22 protein-coding genes are annotated in these 19,572 nt (G+C 30.2%); 14 read left to right on the top strand and 8 right to left on the bottom strand.

Annotated elements, in window-relative coordinates; all coding sequences use genetic code 11:
• Nucleotides 1–41: 41 nt before the first annotated feature.
• The 4 genes from NR218_RS04640 to NR218_RS04625 all read left to right on the top strand — a co-directional run bounded on the left by NR218_RS04640 (nt 42) and on the right by NR218_RS04625 (nt 1,856).
• The gene (locus NR218_RS04640) at nt 42–203 is read left to right on the top strand and encodes a hypothetical protein (RefSeq protein ID WP_011275321.1); all 162 of its coding nucleotides are present in this window, start codon (nt 42–44) and stop codon (nt 201–203) included.
• A 274-nt stretch (nt 204–477) separates the two neighbouring features.
• Nucleotides 478–816, top strand: coding sequence for a hypothetical protein (locus tag NR218_RS04635; RefSeq protein WP_049395736.1), 339 nt, complete (start codon nt 478–480; stop codon nt 814–816).
• A 66-nt stretch (nt 817–882) separates the two neighbouring features.
• Entirely contained in the window at nt 883–1,047 is a 165-nt protein-coding gene (locus tag NR218_RS04630) for a hypothetical protein (protein WP_011275318.1), read from the top strand.
• 191 nt (nt 1,048–1,238) lie between these two features.
• Nucleotides 1,239–1,856: a DUF4352 domain-containing protein gene (locus NR218_RS04625; RefSeq protein WP_011275317.1), complete on the top strand. Its 618-nt coding sequence runs from the start codon at nt 1,239–1,241 to the stop codon at nt 1,854–1,856.
• A 78-nt stretch (nt 1,857–1,934) separates the two neighbouring features.
• Here the strand turns inward: NR218_RS04625 and NR218_RS04620 are convergent, their stop codons facing one another.
• Nucleotides 1,935–2,138, bottom strand: coding sequence for a hypothetical protein (locus NR218_RS04620; protein WP_011275316.1), 204 nt, complete (start codon nt 2,136–2,138; stop codon nt 1,935–1,937).
• A gap of 27 nt (nt 2,139–2,165) precedes the next feature.
• On the opposite strand from NR218_RS04620, the gene NR218_RS04615 reads away from it, so the two are divergent.
• On the top strand, nt 2,166–3,047 hold the full coding sequence (locus NR218_RS04615; RefSeq protein ID WP_011275315.1) for a hypothetical protein: 882 nt from the start codon (nt 2,166–2,168) through the stop codon (nt 3,045–3,047).
• Between the two features lie 717 nt (nt 3,048–3,764).
• Here the strand turns inward: NR218_RS04615 and NR218_RS04610 are convergent.
• Nucleotides 3,765–3,977, bottom strand: coding sequence for a hypothetical protein (locus tag NR218_RS04610; RefSeq protein WP_219589940.1), 213 nt, complete (start codon nt 3,975–3,977; stop codon nt 3,765–3,767).
• On the bottom strand, nt 3,970–4,671 hold the full coding sequence (locus NR218_RS04605; RefSeq protein WP_011275313.1) for a DUF3800 domain-containing protein: 702 nt from the start codon (nt 4,669–4,671) through the stop codon (nt 3,970–3,972). Before NR218_RS04605 ends, NR218_RS04610 begins: the two co-directional genes overlap by 8 nt.
• Before the next feature lie 882 nt (nt 4,672–5,553).
• Between NR218_RS04605 and NR218_RS04600 the strand changes: the two genes are divergently transcribed.
• The gene (locus NR218_RS04600; RefSeq protein ID WP_011275312.1) at nt 5,554–5,781 is read left to right on the top strand and encodes a hypothetical protein; all 228 of its coding nucleotides are present in this window, start codon (nt 5,554–5,556) and stop codon (nt 5,779–5,781) included.
• Between the two features lie 8 nt (nt 5,782–5,789).
• Nucleotides 5,790–6,965 carry a tyrosine-type recombinase/integrase gene (locus tag NR218_RS04595; RefSeq protein WP_265848408.1) on the top strand — a complete coding sequence of 392 codons (1,176 nt, stop codon included), beginning with the start codon at nt 5,790–5,792 and terminating at the stop codon, nt 6,963–6,965.
• Between the two features lie 68 nt (nt 6,966–7,033).
• On the opposite strand, the gene groL is transcribed toward NR218_RS04595, so the two are convergent.
• Complete coding sequence (gene groL, locus NR218_RS04590; protein WP_011275310.1) at nt 7,034–8,653, bottom strand: chaperonin GroEL; 1,620 nt, start codon at nt 8,651–8,653, stop codon at nt 7,034–7,036.
• 61 nt (nt 8,654–8,714) lie between these two features.
• Nucleotides 8,715–9,002 carry a co-chaperone GroES gene (gene groES / locus NR218_RS04585; RefSeq protein WP_016931053.1) on the bottom strand — a complete coding sequence of 96 codons (288 nt, stop codon included), beginning with the start codon at nt 9,000–9,002 and terminating at the stop codon, nt 8,715–8,717.
• Between the two features lie 176 nt (nt 9,003–9,178).
• Between groES and mroQ the strand changes: the two genes are divergently transcribed.
• The gene (mroQ, locus tag NR218_RS04580) at nt 9,179–9,919 is read left to right on the top strand and encodes an intramembrane glutamic endopeptidase MroQ (protein ID WP_016931054.1); all 741 of its coding nucleotides are present in this window, start codon (nt 9,179–9,181) and stop codon (nt 9,917–9,919) included.
• Between the two features lie 61 nt (nt 9,920–9,980).
• On the opposite strand, the gene NR218_RS04575 is transcribed toward mroQ, so the two are convergent.
• Entirely contained in the window at nt 9,981–11,708 is a 1,728-nt protein-coding gene (locus tag NR218_RS04575; protein ID WP_136720003.1) for an SdrH family protein, read from the bottom strand.
• 185 nt (nt 11,709–11,893) lie between these two features.
• On the opposite strand from NR218_RS04575, the gene NR218_RS04570 reads away from it, so the two are divergent.
• From NR218_RS04570 to agrA, 6 genes are all read left to right on the top strand, one after another.
• Nucleotides 11,894–12,517 (top strand): nitroreductase family protein, encoded by a 624-nt coding sequence (locus tag NR218_RS04570; RefSeq protein WP_016931056.1) that lies wholly within the window; start codon nt 11,894–11,896, stop codon nt 12,515–12,517.
• Nucleotides 12,518–12,709: 192 nt separating this feature from the next.
• Entirely contained in the window at nt 12,710–13,495 is a 786-nt protein-coding gene (locus NR218_RS04565) for a carbon-nitrogen family hydrolase (RefSeq protein ID WP_016931057.1), read from the top strand.
• A gap of 728 nt (nt 13,496–14,223) precedes the next feature.
• Nucleotides 14,224–14,790, top strand: coding sequence for an accessory gene regulator AgrB (locus tag NR218_RS04560; RefSeq protein ID WP_011275304.1), 567 nt, complete (start codon nt 14,224–14,226; stop codon nt 14,788–14,790).
• Between the two features lie 2 nt (nt 14,791–14,792).
• The gene (gene agrD, locus NR218_RS04555) at nt 14,793–14,930 is read left to right on the top strand and encodes a cyclic lactone autoinducer peptide AgrD (RefSeq protein ID WP_011275303.1); all 138 of its coding nucleotides are present in this window, start codon (nt 14,793–14,795) and stop codon (nt 14,928–14,930) included.
• 31 nt (nt 14,931–14,961) lie between these two features.
• Entirely contained in the window at nt 14,962–16,245 is a 1,284-nt protein-coding gene (gene agrC / locus NR218_RS04550; RefSeq protein ID WP_029376653.1) for a quorum-sensing sensor histidine kinase AgrC, read from the top strand.
• An 18-nt stretch (nt 16,246–16,263) separates the two neighbouring features.
• Nucleotides 16,264–16,980 carry a quorum-sensing response regulator AgrA gene (gene agrA / locus NR218_RS04545; protein WP_011275301.1) on the top strand — a complete coding sequence of 239 codons (717 nt, stop codon included), beginning with the start codon at nt 16,264–16,266 and terminating at the stop codon, nt 16,978–16,980.
• A 116-nt stretch (nt 16,981–17,096) separates the two neighbouring features.
• On the opposite strand, the gene NR218_RS04540 is transcribed toward agrA, so the two are convergent.
• Both NR218_RS04540 and NR218_RS04535 read right to left on the bottom strand, forming a co-directional pair.
• Nucleotides 17,097–18,062 (bottom strand): carbohydrate kinase family protein, encoded by a 966-nt coding sequence (locus NR218_RS04540; protein ID WP_016931059.1) that lies wholly within the window; start codon nt 18,060–18,062, stop codon nt 17,097–17,099.
• 3 nt (nt 18,063–18,065) lie between these two features.
• A complete protein-coding gene (locus NR218_RS04535; RefSeq protein WP_033079906.1) occupies nt 18,066–19,550 on the bottom strand; it encodes a glycoside hydrolase family 32 protein in 1,485 nt (494 codons plus the stop codon).
• Nucleotides 19,551–19,572 lie beyond the last annotated feature (22 nt).

The following is a 19,572-nucleotide window of genomic DNA, read 5'->3' as shown; positions in this document are numbered from 1 at the left end:
AAAATCTTATTATTAAAAACAAACCAAAGGGGATATATATTATGAAAAAATTCTTAGCATTAATTTTCGCAAGCACATTAATTTTAGGAGCATGTGGCACTAAAGATGTAGAAGAGAGCGCAAAGAAAAGGAAAGATCCTAAAACTGAAGTAGATGATAAAGGTAGAGTTAAGGGAGAAAAGATTGAAAAAGAGCTAAAATAACATTTACACAAATTAATTATTTTACTATACCAATGGTGGGATAAAAGAGAAATGAAAATTCAGAAGTAGAAACAGAACCAGAAGCAACAAATGCTTCTAATCAACATAGTCAACACACTAGTAATATAAGTTTGAACTATAACGATTTAAATGACGTTCCAAAGAAGAAGCTCAAAAATATGATTATTCCACTCGGTATGGTAAATATGTTATTCAGTTTGAACCGTTACGAGTGTTTGAATATAAAAATATTAAATAAAGGGAGAAATTTAGAATGAAAAGGGTTTTGTTTTTAATTTTCTCAAGTTTATTAATATTAGACGCATGTGGACAAGTCGGGGATAACTCGATTAAAAATGATAATAAGAAGTCAAACGCTCCGAAGAGAAATAAGGACTCAGATGCTAAATCAGAAAATCAATCTAGTAAAAAACAAAGCCGTACGTATACCGCTCAACAATATAACGCGTTAGTAGATGATTATAATACTATGATAAACAAACCAGAAAGTAAATCAAAAGTATCAAATAGTGTTTCTCAGTCTAAATATAACACTTTGCTTAAAGAATATAACGCACTTGTTGATGAAGCGTATGAAGAAAACGGATATTAATATTTCATTGCGAGTATTTAGGTTATATAAGGTGTATTAAATTTATCTATTTTAAGGAGACAATGGATGATAATTTTAAATTGCAAAATAAAATTAAATGAAATTGTTTACGAAGTTAAAACGAATAAAAATAATTGCTTCACCTATTCTTTACCTAAAGATATCACATCTTATAAAGTAAGAAAGGTGCTTAAAATTATTGAGAGCAAAGTAGATGAAGACGAAGATTAATATTCCAGGGTAGCAGGTTTACCCTTATTCATTACGGTAATACGCTATTACGTTTGAGTCTTTACGAGTGTTTGAATATAAAGATATATGAATATTACATATTTAAAGGCGGTGGTGCTATAAACAAATGGACAATGCACCTTAGAATACAAATGAATATAAAGACTTAATCTACATATAGGAGAAAAATCATGGAAGAAAAATTTAATAACGAACAAGAAGAAAGACAATTTAGACAATTTCAAGAATACCAAAAACAACAAGAAGAAGAGAAAAAGAAAAAACGTAAAAAAAGTTGGCTATTCGGCTGCGGTGGTTGTTTAGTTTTATTAATATTAATTATTATTGGCGTAACTGCGTGTACTGGATCCTTCGTGAATGAGGTCGATAAAGAAATAAATGAAGAAGGTAAGCTTGACAAAGATAAGGATACAAAAATTAAATCTGTAGGTGAAACTACTGAAATAGATGGAGTGTCATTCACATTAGACAGTGCTTCTTATACAGATGAAAGAAATGAATTTGCAGAAGTTCAAGCTGATAAAGTCTTAAAAGTAGACATGACTATTAAAAACAACTCTAAAGAAGAAATTCCAGTGGGCGGAGATGTAAAAGTTTATGTAGATGGAAAACAAGCTAAATCTTACCCTATCACTGACGGATTGATGGATTCATTATCACCTAATAGAGAAATTAGCGGTTCTGAAGGTTTTGCAATCAATGGCAACCCAGAAAAAATCGAGTTAGAGTTCCAACCTTTAACGTCATTTTCTAACAAACGTTATATTTATGATGTTAAACCAGAATAATTGAGGGCATTCACTTGCCCTATTTTTCCCTCCAATCTGGGACGATTTGGTATAAAAAAACGCCTACATAAGTAGACGTTAAAATTTACCATTTTTAATTGCATTTGCCCATAAAGATGATTGCTGTTTATTCTTGTTATCTAATTTTCTTTGGTTGTTGAGGTCTTTCATTCTTTTATCATTTTCTTCACTGAATTTACGATAACAATAATCGACTTCATTTGAAAATTGTTTGAATTCAATATCGTCTTTAATTTTCATTTTTTTTAAAGTTTTAAACATACAATCACCACCTAAGGAGGAATCTTATTGAAACATTATCTATATACCGACAAAGAATTTATATATTCTTATTTAAGTCAACACGGAAAAGGTTTAAATCTATCTTACAGTCAAATGAACAAAAACACAAGTACAGAGAGCGAAAGTAAAAGCACTGCTAACACAAAATCAAAAGATAAAATTGATGGAAATTCAACAGGAGAGTTTGGTTTAGAAATAAGTGCGGGTATTGCAAAAGGCTCATTTTCAGATGGTACTAATTATAAACTAAAAATCAATAAAAATTCTTTGAGAGAAACTTTAAATTTTATTGATTCGAAAAGTGAAGCTCAATCAGAATTGTATAAAATTGAATTGCACGATTATCTTTATGAAATATTTGAAAATACCGCTATGGGTAAAGGTGATAAAATTTCTTTATATCCAGACAAAAAATTAACAATTGCTGAATTGGATGGCAATCATTTCAAGTTTTTAGAACAATTAATGGATATTTATATAAAATCTGAAACATCAAGTTTTATTGGTATCGATAAAAACACCCGAGAAGAATTCACAGGTATGAAAAAAGATTTGAAACCCTTAGAAAAAATGAGCGCGATTATAGATAAATTGGTTCCTGGAGATTATAAAATAATACTCGATCACGACAAACAATCTTTAATCGGTTCACTTTACAAAGAAAATTTAAACGTGCCATTTAAAGAGCTAAAATACTTTTATGCTCAAAGTAAATTAAACGTTGTCGGAATAAAAGCTAGCAAAATCGAATTCAATAAATTTGAATATGAAAATGTGTTTGAAGTTATACAATTAGACGTTTCATTACAAGGACCATTATTAAATGAATTGTTACCGAATGAATCAATATATTATTTCAAACCTATTTTAATTTACAGTAACATTTAATGAATTTCGGGGTAGTCCGCCTACCCTTATTATTTTTTACCTTTCTAATTATCAAAAAAACGCCACTTTAAAAGTGACGTTTGAAATGAGATATTTAACTTGCTTGCATGCTAACTATAAATTACTAAAATGTAATTAAGTTATTAATATATTTATCATAAACTATTTTCTTTATTATCGAGTAATGGAGAAAAATAATACAATTTAATAAATAAACAGAAATTAAGAACATATAATACATTAAGAAAAATTGTTTGAAAACAAAGGAAATAATAAAAAATACTAGATTAAAAATAAATTAATTTTTTAAATTTTAGTTTTATATAGAATTTAAGATACTTTCTAAATAAAAAAGACCCTTAAAGGGCCTTTTGTGCACTGATTATCGGGCTCATTACACAAAGCCTTTGTGTATCCCAAACCATAAGTAAAGGACGTATTTCAAATATATATTATCATTACAGACAACTAATGACAAGTAAAATATTTATTAGGTTGGATCATATATCAAAGGATTACTTCTTATTTTACCTATTACAGCAGAATCATTTATTACAAATGCTGTTAAAAATTCTGCCTTATCTTCACCAGTCATACGTATCACCACGACATATCCATCTGGTGTTAATAAAGAAACTCTTCTACTCTTATCGCTTTTTTTGGTTTTACTATTATGTCCCTGATAAATTGGTATATTATTATCTTGTAAAACTTGTTTTATCCATAATATTCTTTGTGCTCTATTTGAGTCAAATACATCTTTCTTATTACTTCTTCTATTACTTCTACTAAAAAAGCATGGTCAAAATGTCTAGCATAGAATTTAACGACAATATTATGACAAGTTATAATTTCTTTTTGACAATATTCTCTTTCAAATAAATTTCGATATTTTTCTTCGTTTTTTAAGTAAGTAAGTTCGCTATACATTTTCATTCAACCTTATTTGAAATACATTAAACTTTTTTTCACTCGAAGGACTAGATTTAATACTCTCACCAATATGTTCCTCTAATCTTTTTTTAAATTCATATTTCGTATTATCTTTTACATCATTATTATTAAAATGAAAGCTAACAACACCACTTAACAAATCTGCTAATTGAATAAAAACTGATTCTTCTGAACGGATTGGTAAAACATCTATTATTTCTCCTTCAGACACATAATTCAAAATTTCTTTTAACTTTGGTAGTCTATTATTATCTTTATTACTTTTATAATCTAAGTAAATATAATAATTGTCATTACTCATACACCATTTATCCAGTAAATTGAAATAAAATTTATAAAAACCTAATTCATTATCAGAATTATGATATTTCTCTGTGTTAACTTTTTTTGTATTTACTACAATACATCTAAATCTAATCTTCCTATTGCCAAAAAAGTAGTCTAAGATTTCAAAATAGAATTGCTTTCTGGAATATGAAACTTTATTCCATTTAAATTCTCCACCTATTGAATGTTTTCGCTTTAAATGGTCAATTTCTTTTTTTACTATCTTATGATCTTTTTTATCTAACCATATACCACCAATTACTATATATCCACTTTTATTATCTTTAAATAAATTTTCTAAACTGCTTTCATCACAATAAACTTCAAGATTCCTACTAACCATAATTTTCACCACTTTAATATAAATCTTTTAAATATTATATCAAGTATAATAAAAATAATAAATATAACTAAACCTTATTTAGCAATTTCTATCATTTTCTTACTCACTTTAATCATATTTTTTAAACTTTTATTTAAATAATTGTTGTAAATATGTATTGTCAAATAAAAGATGTTTTAATTTTGATATAACCATTATGTTATTTTGTTAACTCCTTTTCATTTATTTAGTACTATTTCATATAAATTTGATGAGTTTTAGAACCTTATTTATGAGTTCTTCCTACTATGTTATATCGTTCTTTACTTTTAACCTAAATATTTAATAACGTAAATAATATGAGTTGTTCGTTAATAAATGTAGTCCCAGTTCAGAGCTACATCTTTTTTTGTGAATATCGAAGCGGTTGCTATATTCATTTACCTAACGTCGCAAGTTGCGACATATGAGGAAAGTTTCATTTACATATCTGTGGGGTATTCTTTTTGTTTTTATCAAACTACTTCCCTATTTTAAGGTACTGCTTACAAGAGTACTTTTAAGTCCGTTTGTAACTTTATGAAATATAAAGTTTTGACAAGTTATAAATTAAAAAAACTGCACCCAAAGGATACAGTCAATTTATTAAAGGATACTCATTTTGAATAGTAAATTTTAGTAGCTATATAAATTATCTTATAAATGGCTCCAAATGCAAATAGCAAACGCTTACTTTTTATAAGTAAAAATTTTTCACGTCATACTTACATTATTTTTCAACTTTGCATTATTTCTATATAGTATCAAGATAAGAAGAAACTCGTTTCAAATTCGCTTAAATATTATGTCCTAACTGAATCACATACGCATAATGGTAACTATTATGATTTTTCAGTTAATGATTTGAAATATCATCTTGAAGATGAAAAAAACACAACCTATTATGGTCGTGTCCCTCTAGATGCTGAAGATAGTCAACGAATTAAACTATTGATATATAACTATCTAAATACAAAATATGATATTTTAAAGTCGCAATTAAACGCTTTATATAATAGTGAAACTATAAGTGAAGACAAGTACAATAAGATACTTGATGAGATAGAAACTATTAAGCGATATATTAAGTAGGTGTTCCTATGGCAAGTTACGATCAGATATCTAAAAACAATTGGCGTTATCGTATTTCACTTGGTAAAAATGCAGAAACTGGCAAATATGAATACATCTCTAAGACTGGCTTTAAACGTAAATCAGACGCTAAACATCAAGCTGAGATGATAGGGCGTCAATTAAGAAATGGTGACTATATTGCCCCTTCTTCTAGCACGTTTAAACAAGTAGCTGATGATTGGCTTAAACAGTATGCTAATGATGTAAAAGTAAGTAGTGTGAGAGCACGTGAGAAAGCCATACAACACGCCATAGAGCGTTTTAATACTAAACCAATACAAACTATCAAGAAACATGATTATCAACGCTTTGTAGACGATATAAGCGCACAGTATAGCAAGAATTATGTTGATAGTATTGTGGCTTCTACAAATATGATATTTAAGTATGCGTATGATACGAGATTAATAAAAGCTATGCCTAGTGAGGGTATTAAACGACCTAAAAAGAAAGTAAGCGTGGAAGAATTAGAAGATATTGAGATACACAAAAAGTTTCTTGAAAAAGATGAGTTATTTCAATTCCTGAAGGTTGCTAAGTATCACCATTCACCACAAAATAGCTTTGAAGTATTTACCACATTGGCATATACAGGCATGAGAGCAGGCGAATTATTAGCGTTAAAATGGTCTGATATAGACTTTGAGAACAACACGATTAGCATTACTAAGACTTATTACAATCCGAATAATAATAAAAAGCATTATCAGATACTTACACGGAAAACTGAAAGCTCAATCGGTAAAATCACAGTCGATCCCCACGTGATTCAATTACTCAAAGATTATAAGGTAAACGTCCAGGACACATGGAAAAATGAGCTTTATGTAGATAATAATTTTGTGTTTACTGATGTGAATGGTTATCCACTTGTGATTAAAAAACTGCAATTATGGATAAAAGCTATACTTAAAAAGACTGACATAACCAACAAACAAATAAGTACGCATTCATTCCGTCATACACATTGCGCCCTACTTATAGAGGCAGGCGTACATATTAAGGAAATACAAGAAAGACTACGCCACAAAGATATAAATACCACAATGAACATCTACGCTAAAATTACCAACTCATACAAAAAAGACGCTTCCCACAAGTTTAGTAAACTCATGGAAAACGTCAGCAAAGAATTATTTTAAGATTTTTATGTCATTATTATGTCATTCAGATTGACTAAACGCCTTTAAACCAACGTTTATTGGCGTTTTTACATCATGCCTGGCATGCCACCCATACCTGGATTATCATTATTATCTGGTTCAGGGATAGTTGCAACTACTGCTTCTGTAGTTAAGAACATCGCAGCAACACTTGCCGCATGTTGTAAAGCTGAACGTGTAACTTTAGTTGGGTCTACAATACCTTCTTCAAGCATGTTTACCCATTCATTTGTCGCAGCGTTAAATCCAACACCTGCATCTGCATGTTTTAATCTTTCAACAATAACTGAACCTTCTAGCCCAGCATTTTCAGCGATTTGACGTACAGGAGCAGATAAAGCTTTTAGTACGATGTTAACACCTGTTGCAACGTCACCTTCAGCTTCGATTTCATCTACTTTATTATAAATATTTACTAATGCAGTACCACCGCCAGCAACTATACCTTCTTCAACTGCAGCACGTGTAGAGTTTAAGGCATCTTCAATACGTAATTTACGTTCTTTCAATTCAGTTTCAGATGCAGCACCTACTTTAATGACTGCAACGCCACCAGCTAATTTAGCTAAACGTTCTTGTAATTTCTCTCTGTCAAAATCAGAATCAGTTTCTTCAATTTGAGCTTTAATTTGACTCACACGTGCATCAATACTATTGTCATCTCCATCACCATCGACAACTGTAGTATTATCTTTTGTTACTTCAACTTTATTAGCACTACCTAACATATCAATTGAAGCATCTTTTAATTCTAAACCTAAATCATCTGTAATAACTGTAGCTCCAGTTAAAATAGCTAAGTCTTCTAACATTGCTTTACGTCTATCACCGAATCCAGGTGCTTTTACTGCAACTGCAGTAAATGTTCCACGCATACGGTTTAATACGATATTTGTTAAAGCGTCTCCTTCAACTTCGTCTGCTACAATTAAGATTGGACGACTAGATTGAACAACTTGTTCTAATAAAGGTAAGATATCTTGGAATGAAGAGATTTTTTTATCTGTTACTAAAATATATGGTCTTTCTAACTCAGCAATCATTTTATCTGAATCTGTAACCATGTATGGTGATTGATACCCTCTATCAAATTGCATACCTTCAACAACTTCTAATTCTGTATCTAGTCCATTTGATTCTTCAATGGTAATAACACCATCATTACCAACTTTATCCATTGCTTCAGAAATGTATTTACCAATTTCTTCATCTGCTGCAGAAATTGCACCTACTTGTGCGATTTCATTTTTATTTTCAACTTTTTGAGAAATATCGTGTAGAGCTTGTACAGCTACTCTTACTGCTTTATCAATACCCTCACGTAATCCTACTGGGTTAGCACCACTTGTTACGTTCTTCAATCCTTCTTGAATCATTGCTTGTGCTAATACAGTTGCAGTTGTTGTACCATCACCAGCAATTTCGTTTGTTTTATTAGCAACTTCTTGAACTAATTTAGCTCCCATATTTTCATAGGGATCTTCTAATTCAATCTCTTTAGCAATTGTGACACCATCATTTGTAATTAATGGTGCTACATATTCTTTATCTAATACAACGTTACGTCCTTTAGGTCCGATTGTAACTTTAACGGCGTTAGCTAATTTATCGACACCACGTAACATAGCTTGTCTTGCATCTTCAGAAAACTTAAGGTCTTTAGCCATTGATTATACCTCCATTGTTTAAAATAGTTTATTATTACTTATTAATTATTATTTATAAATTTTAGTCTTCAATTATAGCAAGTAAATCTTCAACATTTAAAATTAAGTATGTTTCATCTCCACGTTTAACTTCTGAGCCAGCGTATTCCTGGAATACAACTCGATCTCCTTCTTTAACCTCTGGAGCAACCTTTTCACCATTGTCTAAAACTCGTCCAGTTCCAACAGCTACTACTATACCTTCGTTAGACTTTTCTTTTGCACTGTCAGTAAGTACAATACCACTTTTAGTTGTTTGTTCTTGTTCTTTGCGTTCAATAATCACACGATTTCCTAATGGTTTAAGCATGATCGTTCCTCCTTAACAGGTTCCTTTTTAGCACTTAAATATAATGAGTGCTAATCTATATTTTATATTAATCAAATTTGGTCAATTTTTCAAGCGAAAAGGTTATCTATATTTTGTATAACATACAAATTTACGATAAACTAACTAATGTTGATTATTATTTTTGGAGGAATAGAATGAAGAGAATTTGGGTAGCATTTCTTACCATTGTTATTTATGCATTAGCACAGTTCTTACCCTTACTTGCACAGCAATTACCTTTCTTTAAAGATTTAAAAGGGATGGAACTTGCAAAAGCTGGCGTATACACTCAGGTTATTTTATTTGTAATAGCAGCATTATTAATAATTTGGTTAAATAGTATTATAAAAAATCCAACAGCACTGGAGCGAGGTTATAAAGAACCTAAACGCTACATTTTACCTTGGGCTTTATTAGGATTTGTTGTCGTGATGATTTATCAAATGGTAGCTAGTCTAATCACTATGTGGTTAGTTGGACAACCACAACAAAGTCCAAATACTGAAAGAATTATGGCAATTGCAAAACAGCTTCCAGTTTTCATATTATTAATCTCAATAGTTGGCCCAATTCTAGAGGAATACATATTTAGAAAAGTTATATTTGGTGAAATCTATAATAAAATTAAAGGAAATCGAATTGTTGCGTTCTTAATCGCTTCAATAGTAAGTTCAATTTTATTTGCGATAGCACATAACGATATTAAATTTTTCTTCATATATTTTGGTATGGGTATGTTATTCTCTCTTGCCTATGTTTTAACTAGACGTATTGCGGTTCCAATTATCATTCATATGTTACAAAATGGTTTTGTAGTGGCAGTCCAATTTTTCTTTGGTGACACAGTTAAACATTTACAAGAACAAAGTAATTTTATAATTCATTTTCTATTTTAATAAATGAACGCATCTATTAATCTCATCATTTCAAATGACAATAATAGATGCGTTTTCTATTTTAGTTTTTAATTTTCCTATAAATAAACCTACCTGTAACACCTACGAAAATCATAATTATAGATGTAATTAAAGCAATATTTATGTTTTTATATTTGGCTTTATTTTCCGCTTCTTTACTTTTTTCATTGGTATCTATAATTTTATCATCATCATGGCTCTGAAAATCTGCATCCTCTTTTTTTTCTCTATCACTTGGCTTTTTCAATTCAGGCATAGATCCGATTTCTCCAGTTATAAGTGCCAATACTTGCTCATCTAAATTTTTATAATACTTTTTCGAATTTAAAGGGTTAAAATATTCAAATCTGAAATAGTTAGAGCCTTTTTGTAAATAATCTAAGTATTCATTATTAAATGATTGTTTTCGGAAAAGCCTGTAAAAATCTTGATTCGAGATATACTCATTATTATTTCCCAACCGGTTTACCTGATTTATAATATATGGATTGTATTTATATGAACCAGTTGCTAAACTATTTAGTCTATTTAATAGCATTGACTTGCTATAAAACGGAACTTCACTTCGCATATTGTCATTATTTGAATAAGTTTCAATATGACTTTGTCGATGATTTTGTTGTAAGTTATCGCCATAGTGCCATTGATTAGTATTAGACCCACTCATAATTGATTGATTTTGATTTCTGTTAGAATGAGATGTCGAGTTGCCATTATTTTTATGTGGGTAAATTTGATGAATTATAGAATCAGATACACTGTTGTTGTGGTGATTAGAACCAGTTGAATGGTTTCCGTTTGTTGAACCATTATTATTATTAAAAACGGGTTTATTAGGTTTTACTGTATCATTGGTACTTGAGTGTCCTGAATGATTGCCAGGATAATTACTATTATTATTTGAATTGCTATTGGAATTATTTTGCGAACCATTATTTGATCCATTTGATCCAGAATTTGAATGATGATCACCTTGATTCGAACGAGAATTCCCATCATGTTTAGGTGGTTGTTGATGATTACCACTGTCTCCTAGTTTATTTCCTCCATCATCTTGCTCGCCTGAGTCATTATTCCCTGGATTGTTTCCATTGTCGGGTTTGCCTGAATCATTATCTCCAGGTTGTTCTCCGCCATCTGGATTGCTTGATGAATCATTGTCTCCTGGTTGTTCTCCGTCATCCGGTTTTCCTGAATCATTATCTCCTGGTTGCTCTCCGTCATCTGGATTGCTTGATGAATCATTATCTCCTGGCTGTTCTCCATCATCTGGGTTGCCTGAATCATTGTCTCCTGGTTGTTCTCCATCATCAGGATTACTTGATGAATCATTATCTCCTGGTTGTTCTCCGTTATCCGGATTGCTTGTATCGTTGTCTCCAGAATTATTTGTGTCATCACCATTATTTAAATCAGTATTACTGCCTGAGTTACTATTATCAGATGAGTCACTTTGATCCACAGTATTATCACTATTTTCATTAGCATCATTCTCATTATTTGATGATGAATTGCTTTCACCGCTATTTTGATTATTATTATTTTTTCCTAATTCAGTTGAATCTTGGGTATCAGATTGATGATTTTCATTGATGTTATTACTACTATTTTGACGTTCTTGGGTATCCGTATCAGAACTAACATTACTACTATCAACTTCATTCGTAGCTTGTTGATTACTTTCTGCAGCTTTTACGATGCTCTCATGCCCTAGCATAGATGTGCCTATAGCTAAAATGAGACCTGTATGAGCTATTTTCTTTTTCATCAATCTTCCACCTCCTTGTTTTATAACACTTACAGTATAAAGAATATTTACATATAATGCATTGAAATAAGGTTAATGATAAAAAATATTAATATATTTGACATTTTTTGTTAAAAAACATTTTACATATTTAAGTATAATATTTATACTAGAGATATAACTTATATAAACAAAGGAGATTTAATATGGGCTTATTTAGCAAATCAAAAACAAAACCATTTTTACAAGAAATCGAAGATAGACGTACTATCTATAGCACTGAAACAACAATTTCAATTAGTGATAAAGAACTAGAAGATATGATAGAACATATTATTAAATACACACCTTCAGCTTTTAATTCTCAATCTACTAGAATCGTATTGTTATTAAATGACCAACATCACAAATTCTGGGACAATACTAAAACAGTATTAAAAGATGTTATGGTACCTGACCGTGATTTCACTCCAACTGAACAACGTATCGACGGATTTAAACATGCATATGGCACAATTCTTTATTTCGAAGACGAAGATGTTATTAAAGGTTTACAAGAACAAATGCCAAATTATGCTGATAACTTTGCTAATTGGTCAGTTCAAACAAACGCAATGCATCAATTTGCAATTTGGACTGCATTAAGTTCAAAAGGAATTGGCGCTTCATTACAACATTACAATCCTTTAGTAGATCAAATCACTACACAAGAATTTGACATCCCTGCTTCATGGAAACTTGTTGCTCAAATGCCATTTGGTGACATCCGTGAAAAAGCTGGTGAAAAAGAAATACAACCAACTAACAATAGATTAATAGTTAAAAAATAATCTACATTAATTGATATCGATTAGATCAACAATTCAAGACTCAGTTTCTATAGGATTCATTTCTATGTTGAAATTGGGTCCTTTTTATATTTATTTTCAAAAATAAAGCATTTTAATCATGACTTTCAAATTTTGATTTTCTTATTCTATTTTAGTAAATTAGAGATAATCATGGGATGAGGAGATTTTTAAATGAAAATACAATTATTTCAATTTTATGTATCATACGGCAATGTAGAAAAAAATGAAAATAAAATAAAAAATTGGTTCGAAAATAAGTTGGAGGAAGATACAGAGGTTGTTGTTCTTCCTGAAATGTGGAATAACGGATATGCATTAGATGAATTAAATGAGAAAGCAGATAGAGAACTTAGTAGAAGCTTTCCCTTTATTCAATCCTTAGCTAAACAATATAACGTCGATATTGTAGCTGGATCTGTATCAAATATTAGAAATAGCAAAGTTTATAATACTGCATTTACCGTTTCTAAAAACGGACATAGAATAAATAAGTACGATAAAGTTCACTTAGTCCCTATGCTAGATGAGCCGACATATTTAGAAGATGGCAAAGCGGTACCAGAACCATTTCCTCTATCTTCAGGTACTCAAGCTACACAAATTATTTGTTATGATTTAAGATTTCCAGAGTTATTAAGATATCCCGCGCGTAATGGTGCGCAGATAGCTTTTTTTGTAGCTCAATGGCCAACACCTAGATTGAATCACTGGAGAGTCTTACTTCAAGCACGTGCAATTGAAAATGACATGTTTGTTATTGCTTGTAACGGTACTGGAAATGACGGTAATACTGATTACGCTGGTCATTCAATGATTATCAATCCAAATGGTGATATATTAGCTGAATTAGGCCAGGATGAGGACACAATCGCATTAAATATTGATTTAAATGAAGTTGATGTTCAACGTGAAAATATTCCTGTATTCAAAAATTTAAAACCAAATCTATATAAATAGTTACTAATCTGTATCCAATTTTATGGATACAGTTTTTTTACAAAAAAAGTCACGAGCTTGGGAGGAACTCGCGACTTTCATATTAAGGGAATGTTTTTACAGTTATTTCAATCTTTTGGGGATGTTATTAATTATGAAAATTTTACGATAGCTTACATCCTGAAAATATTTAACTTCTATATCTTACAATAGCTAAGTTAAACACTTTCCACTGAGTTTAAACTTCAGTAACTTTACTTTGTTAATTAATAAGTTGGGATGGCTTATTAATTAACTCGTTTAACTACACGAAGAAAACAAAGTAAGAAACTTCATATAAACAAGAAGTCACTTTAGTAATAATAACCAATGGGACATTACTACTATTGCAATGGTTTCATAACCATTAATAACACTTACAACATATGGTAAAGGTGTCAATAATTTCGCAACTACAAACAAAATTATTTAACTCAATTACCAAACAATAACTATTAAATTTAAAGACTAAGATTATTAAGTTTTTATCACTTGTAAGTGATATGAGTCTATTTAAACACAACCTATTAATAAATAATTAATTATTTCTTAAATCGCATTTTTTTATACATAACTGTAATATTTTATATGTTAAAATATTACTTGTAATTTCAATATAACAGTTAAGTATTTATTTTGAACAGTTAAGCATAAGTACCCAGACCAATTGCACTAAATTGTATAATTGATATAAGGAGAGTGGCACACCATTGAAAGCAATTGATAATAAGATTGAGCAATTCGCATTATATTTACAACGCAAAAATAATCTTGATCATATTCAATTTTTGAAAGTAAGATTGGGATTACAAGTTGTTGTAAGCAATCTAGCAAAAACAATTGTGACATATGGTGTTGCACTTATCTTCCATACATTTCTATACACTTTATTTACACATGTTAGTTATTTTTTAGTTAGACGTTATGCACACGGTGCACATGCAAAATCATCATTGCTATGTCATGTTCAAAATTTAGCTTTATTTGTAGCGTTACCCTGGTTGCTAGTATATTTTCAAGTGAATCTGGGTATTATGTATTCTGTAGTTGCAATTGGGACGGTTTTAATTATTTACTATGCTCCTTCAGCAACTAAGAAACAACCAATTCCTAGTCACTTAAAAATGAAAAAGAAGTTATTATCAATCATCATAACAATGGTTTTATTAATAATTTCATTTTTAGCACCAGAACCGTTTAAGCAATTAATTTTATTAGGAATTACACTTGAGAGCATTACATTATTACCAATCTTTTTTCCTAGGGAGGATAATTAATTATGACAGTATTAGTAGATTTAATCATTAAATTATTTACATTTCTTTTACAATCAATTGGTACAATAGCTTCATTCACTCCTTGTACTACTTATTTTGATGAACCAGAAGTACCTGAGGAGCTAACAAACGCTAAATAATGATAAAAAAGTGTAGAAAGTGTGTATAAGTATGGATTTTTTATCAAATGTGCCATTAGCAGTTTTCCAAGGAATACTACTATTTATAGTTTCAAATATAATTTTAAATTTAAAATACTCATTAAGGGATTATTTACTAATTGCAGGAATAATAATCCCTTCTTCTATTCTATATTATTTTTTTGATAGCTTTGCATTGATTATTTTATTAGTAGGATGTGCCATTTTTTTATATTCAAAAGTTCAATTTTATTCTATTTTGACTGTACTAAGTTGTGCTATCATAATGTTTTTTAGTAATTTTGTAACAGTTATTACATTTGTGCTTTTTGAAAATTACTTAAACACTAAATTTTTAATATTTATTGTATACATAACAATATTTAGCAGCTTTTCAATTCTGTTTGGTGTTTTTTTCCGCTTTTTATTAAATAAATTAAAACAATCATATTTATCTATCAACAAAACGTATCTTACAATTATTTCGCTTGTCTTGATTTTATCTTTTATAATATTATACGTTTACTCTCAAACACCGAAGCTAGATACTTCGTCTTTAAAAATGTACGGTTTAATTTTTATTGGAATTATTCTTTTCTTTACTGTTCTAATTATTTTCATATCTAACTACATGATTAAAGAACTTCGTTATAAACGCAATATGGAAGAGATTGAAACGTACTATGAATATACGTTACAAATTGAATCAATTAACAATGAAATGCGTAAGTTTAGACATGATTATGTGAACATCTTAACGACAATGTCTGAATATATTCGAGAAGATGATATGCCAGGATTAAGACAATATTTTAATGAAAATATCGTACCTATGAAAGATAACCTTCAAATGAAGTCTATTAAAATTAATGGAACTGAGAATTTAAAAGTACGTGCGATTAAAGGCTTGGTTACCACTAAAATTTTACAAGCTCAAGAGAAAAATATTCCGATTAGTATAGAAGTTCCTGAGTTAGTAGAACATATTGAAATGAACACGATTGACCTTAGTCGTATTATTGGAATTATCACTGATAATGCAATTGAAGCATCTGAAGCACTTGAAGATGCGTTAATACGTATCGCTTTTATTAATACAGACTCGTCCGTCATGTTTATTGTTATGAATAAATGTAAAGAAGATATGCCACGTATTCATGAGTTATTTCAAGAGCGCTTTTCAACTAAAGGTGAAAATAGAGGTTTAGGATTAAGTACTTTAAAGGAGATTACTGATTCTACCGAAAATGTATTACTAGATACTACAATAGAAAATGGCTACTTTATACAAAAAGTAGAAATCATTAACAAATAGTCATAAGGATGTGTAATCATGAAAATATTCATTTGTGAAGATGATGTAAAACAACGCGAAAATATGGTTTCAATTATTAATAATTACATTATGATTGAAGAAAAACCTATGGAGATTGCGCTTGCAACAGACGATCCTTATGAAGTCATTGAAAAATCTAAAGAGATGAATGATGTCGGATGTTACTTTCTAGATATTCAATTAGAGGCTGATATCAACGGTATTAAATTAGGTAGTGAAATTCGTAAGTATGACCCAATTGGGAATATCATATTCGTTACAAGTCATAGTGAGTTAACGTACCTAACCTTTGTTTACAAAGTGTCAGCGATGGATTTTATCTTTAAAGATGATCCAAGCCAATTACAGTCCAGAATTATTGATTGCTTAGAAACTGCACATACCCGCTTAAAATTATTATCTAAAGAAAGTACTGTTGAGACGATTGAATTGAAACGAGGAAGTAATTCAATTTATGTTCAATATGATGACGTAATGTTTTTCGAATCATCTACAAAATCACATCGGTTAATCGCACATTTAGATAATCGTCAAATTGAGTTCTATGGCAATTTAAAAGAACTTGCACAACTTGATGAGCGGTTCTTTAGATGTCACAACAGCTTCGTTGTTAATAGACATAATATTGAATCCATAGATTCAAAAGAACGTATTGTCAATTTTAAAAACGGTGAGCACTGTTTTGCTTCCGTTCGTAATGTAAAAAAAATATAGTTATGTCTATCAAACTATTTAATTATAACTTCATCAGAGAAGCAAAAATAATTGAGAATATCAGGCATAAAAAAGCCAGTAAATGAATTACTAAAATCATTTGCTGGCAATTTTTATCATTTATTTAATTCAGTTGTAACATCTTCAATTGTAGGAATACTCTCTATTGCACCATATTTAGTTGTAACCTGTGCGGCAACCATGTTGCTAAATCTGAGAATGTCCTGTCCTTCTTCTTTAAGCAACTTAGTAATATTTAATTCGTCACTCAATAGCATTCTACTTATTGCAGCTCCTATAAAGGCATCCCCTGCGCCAGTTGTATCAATTGCTTTTACTTTAAATCCTTTATGATGTATCTTAGTCCCATCTTTTAAAACGATACTTGCACCTGCAGCACCTTGAGTATATATAACTGCTTCTACAGAACCCTCAAATAATGATTGAATAGCTTTATCTTCATCCGCTTCACCAGTTATAAATTCTAGCTCTTCATCTGAAATTTTAATCACATTAGCTTTCGGTAAAAATTCATGTATTGCTTCTTTACATGCTTCAGCATTTTGCCAAAGAGGTAAACGAACATTAGGATCAAAAACAATGGTTGCATTTGCTGACTTAAATTTATTTACCATAGCTTTGTGAGCTTCTTTCATATTACTTTCAACTAAATCAACAGAACAGAAATGTAATACATCGTTTGGATTGATTGTAATTTCATTTAGATATTCAGCTTTATAAAGCATATCAGCTGAGGGTTTACGATAAAATGAAAAATCTCTTTGCCCATCTTCTTTTAAACTCACAAATGCTAGTGCAGTATTAGCTTCATCTGTTCGCTTTATAAATTGAGTACCTACACCAATATTTTTTAAAGTTTCTACGATAATGTCTCCAAATGCATCATTACCTAATTGAGTGACCATTTCAGTGGAGGCACCCATTTTACGAGCTACACTCACAACATTAGCTGGTGCACCTCCAACCTGCCTACTAAACTGTTCAACATCTTTAAGTTCAGAGTTCTTAACATTTGGAATAAAATCTATTAATGCTTCACCTATCCCATATAACTTTCTCATTTTTTACTCATCCTTAAGTTCATATTTAGTGAATTTTAAATATACTTGTCCAGTCTCTGTTGAAGTTTCTATACCTGTAGCATTTTCATTTGGAAATATTCTTGATGTTAAAACACGTTCCCCATCATTACAGAATATTTCAATACTAGATGTATCAACAAATATTTGCAAACGTGTAAGAGGAGAATCCAATACGGTACTTCTCGTTAAATCTTGAACATTTTCAGGCAATAATCCACTTTCTGAGCGATCTAATGTAATTTTTTGATCCCCTGTATTATATATAATTTTGGTGTTATTTTGCTTTGAGGTACGTAATTCAAAATAAATTTTTGAAGCATCATTTTCAATAACGTCAATAATTAGTTCATATTGTTTGCCTTCATATGGATGTAATTTTCGGTTAAATTTATTTGCATAACCTAATGCCGTTTCTTTATTTTTACGTAATCGTTCAAGACCTTTAAACGGGCGTTGTCGTAATTGATCATTCTCTATTGATAGTACTCTAGGTATCGTTAAACAATGTGCCCATCCTTCTTCATCAGTAGGATAATTTATTTCTGGTAAGCCCATCCAACCTATTAAAACTCGATTGCCATTTTCATCTAAAAAAGTTTGGGGTGCGTAAAAATCAAAACCATTATCCAGTTCTACAAATTCACTATGATCAAAGGATAATGAATCAAAATTTAAATCCCCAATTAAATAGCCTGATTGATATATATTTCTAAACTGATCCCCTTGTGGTTTTATTCCTTGAGGGCTGAAAAGTAAGATATCCTTAGAATCTAATTTAAAATAATCGGGACATTCCCACATATAACCAAAGTTTTTTAATTTAGTATCAATTTCTCCACAATATGACCATTGATTTAGTTGCTTATCATTCGTTTTATAAATTAGGCAACAACCAAGTTCCTCGTTTGTTTGAGCACCTATAATCGCATAATATTCATTATTTAATTCAAATACTTTAGGATCTCTAAAATGACTTGTGTACCCTTCAGGTTGTGAAGGAATTACGGGTGCATCAAATTTAGTAATCGCTCCGTTATTTTGAACTTTAGCGATCATCTGACTAGCATATCGATTCCATTGTTCATCACGATGATTGCCTGTATACATGTAATATAAATCTCCATTATGCTCAAAAGCACTACCACTGTAAACACCATGGCTATCATAATATGTATCGGGTTTAATTAAGGTATCTTGTGGTTCAAACGTCACTAAATCATCACTAGTATAATTAAACCAATATTTCAATCCATGCACTGCTCCTAATGGGAACCATTGATGTGAAATATAATATTTGCCATTATGATAAATTAATCCATTAGGATCATTTAGCAAACCAGTTTCAGGTTGAATATGAAATGTTTGACGAAATCTTGACGCTTTAACTTGTTGCTTGAGATTTTCTAAGTACTTTTTATCAACGTCTTCAATACAACGATAACGTTCTTCTCTTGACCATTCAGCCATATTATTCCTCCAAAATAATTTA

It is taken from the genome of Staphylococcus sp. SUC_1.2 (assembly GCF_026222585.1).
The sequence above is the reverse complement of the archived record's forward strand: the minus strand, read 5'-3'. Positions and strand labels throughout refer to the sequence as shown.

Coding starts and splice junctions, on each gene's coding strand:
- NR218_RS04640 (WP_011275321.1), top strand. CDS start 42: ATGAAAAAATTCTTAGCATTAATTTTCGCAAGCACATTAATTTTAGGA.
- NR218_RS04635 (WP_049395736.1), top strand. CDS start 478: ATGAAAAGGGTTTTGTTTTTAATTTTCTCAAGTTTATTAATATTAGAC.
- NR218_RS04630 (WP_011275318.1), top strand. CDS start 883: ATGATAATTTTAAATTGCAAAATAAAATTAAATGAAATTGTTTACGAA.
- NR218_RS04625 (WP_011275317.1), top strand. CDS start 1,239: ATGGAAGAAAAATTTAATAACGAACAAGAAGAAAGACAATTTAGACAA.
- NR218_RS04620 (WP_011275316.1), bottom strand. CDS start 2,138: ATGTTTAAAACTTTAAAAAAAATGAAAATTAAAGACGATATTGAATTC.
- NR218_RS04610 (WP_219589940.1), bottom strand. CDS start 3,977: ATGTATAGCGAACTTACTTACTTAAAAAACGAAGAAAAATATCGAAAT.
- NR218_RS04605 (WP_011275313.1), bottom strand. CDS start 4,671: ATGGTTAGTAGGAATCTTGAAGTTTATTGTGATGAAAGCAGTTTAGAA.
- NR218_RS04595 (WP_265848408.1), top strand. CDS start 5,790: ATGGCAAGTTACGATCAGATATCTAAAAACAATTGGCGTTATCGTATT.
- groL (WP_011275310.1), bottom strand. CDS start 8,653: ATGGCTAAAGACCTTAAGTTTTCTGAAGATGCAAGACAAGCTATGTTA.
- groES (WP_016931053.1), bottom strand. CDS start 9,002: ATGCTTAAACCATTAGGAAATCGTGTGATTATTGAACGCAAAGAACAA.
- mroQ (WP_016931054.1), top strand. CDS start 9,179: ATGAAGAGAATTTGGGTAGCATTTCTTACCATTGTTATTTATGCATTA.
- NR218_RS04575 (WP_136720003.1), bottom strand. CDS start 11,708: ATGAAAAAGAAAATAGCTCATACAGGTCTCATTTTAGCTATAGGCACA.
- NR218_RS04570 (WP_016931056.1), top strand. CDS start 11,894: ATGGGCTTATTTAGCAAATCAAAAACAAAACCATTTTTACAAGAAATC.
- NR218_RS04565 (WP_016931057.1), top strand. CDS start 12,710: ATGAAAATACAATTATTTCAATTTTATGTATCATACGGCAATGTAGAA.
- agrD (WP_011275303.1), top strand. CDS start 14,793: ATGACAGTATTAGTAGATTTAATCATTAAATTATTTACATTTCTTTTA.
- agrC (WP_029376653.1), top strand. CDS start 14,962: ATGGATTTTTTATCAAATGTGCCATTAGCAGTTTTCCAAGGAATACTA.
- agrA (WP_011275301.1), top strand. CDS start 16,264: ATGAAAATATTCATTTGTGAAGATGATGTAAAACAACGCGAAAATATG.
- NR218_RS04540 (WP_016931059.1), bottom strand. CDS start 18,062: ATGAGAAAGTTATATGGGATAGGTGAAGCATTAATAGATTTTATTCCA.
- NR218_RS04535 (WP_033079906.1), bottom strand. CDS start 19,550: ATGGCTGAATGGTCAAGAGAAGAACGTTATCGTTGTATTGAAGACGTT.